Origin of the sequence: Lonepinella sp. BR2357, assembly GCF_051851525.1 — a bacterium.
Taxonomy (GTDB): domain Bacteria; phylum Pseudomonadota; class Gammaproteobacteria; order Enterobacterales; family Pasteurellaceae; genus Lonepinella.
In genome coordinates this window covers 1-620 of sequence record NZ_JBPDVG010000027.1, presented here as the reverse complement: position 1 = coordinate 620, position 620 = coordinate 1, and the positions used below count along the sequence as shown (strand labels likewise).

The following is a 620-nucleotide window of genomic DNA, read 5'->3' as shown; positions in this document are numbered from 1 at the left end:
CTCCCACCTATCCTACACATCAAAATTCAAGGTTCAGTGTCAAGCTATAGTAAAGGTTCACGGGGTCTTTCCGTCTAGCCGCGGGTACACCGCATCTTCACGGCGATTTCAATTTCACTGAGTCTCGGGTGGAGACAGCCTGGCCATCATTATGCCATTCGTGCAGGTCGGAACTTACCCGACAAGGAATTTCGCTACCTTAGGACCGTTATAGTTACGGCCGCCGTTTACTGGGGCTTCGATCAGGAGCTTCTCTTTCGATTACACCATCAATTAACCTTCCAGCACCGGGCAGGCATCACACCCTATACGTCCACTTTCGTGTTTGCAGAGTGCTGTGTTTTTAATAAACAGTTGCAGCCAGCTGGTATCTTCGACCGGTTCAACCTTCATCTGTAAAAGACTACAATCTACGCCGGCGCACCTTCTCCCGAAGTTACGGTGCTATTTTGCCTAGTTCCTTCACCCGAGTTCTCTCAAGCGCCTGAGTATTCTCTACCTGACCACCTGTGTCGGTTTTCAGTACGGTTTAGATAAATCTGAAGCTTAGTGGCTTTTCCTGGAAGTGTGGTATCAACAACTTCTTTCCCTTGGGAAATCGTCATCACGCCTTAGTGTTA

General features: G+C 48.5%; 1 rRNA gene. It reads right to left on the bottom strand.

What is annotated here, in order from left to right:
- Positions 1 to 620 (bottom strand): 23S ribosomal RNA (locus ACTG7L_RS10775); the annotation flags it as partial.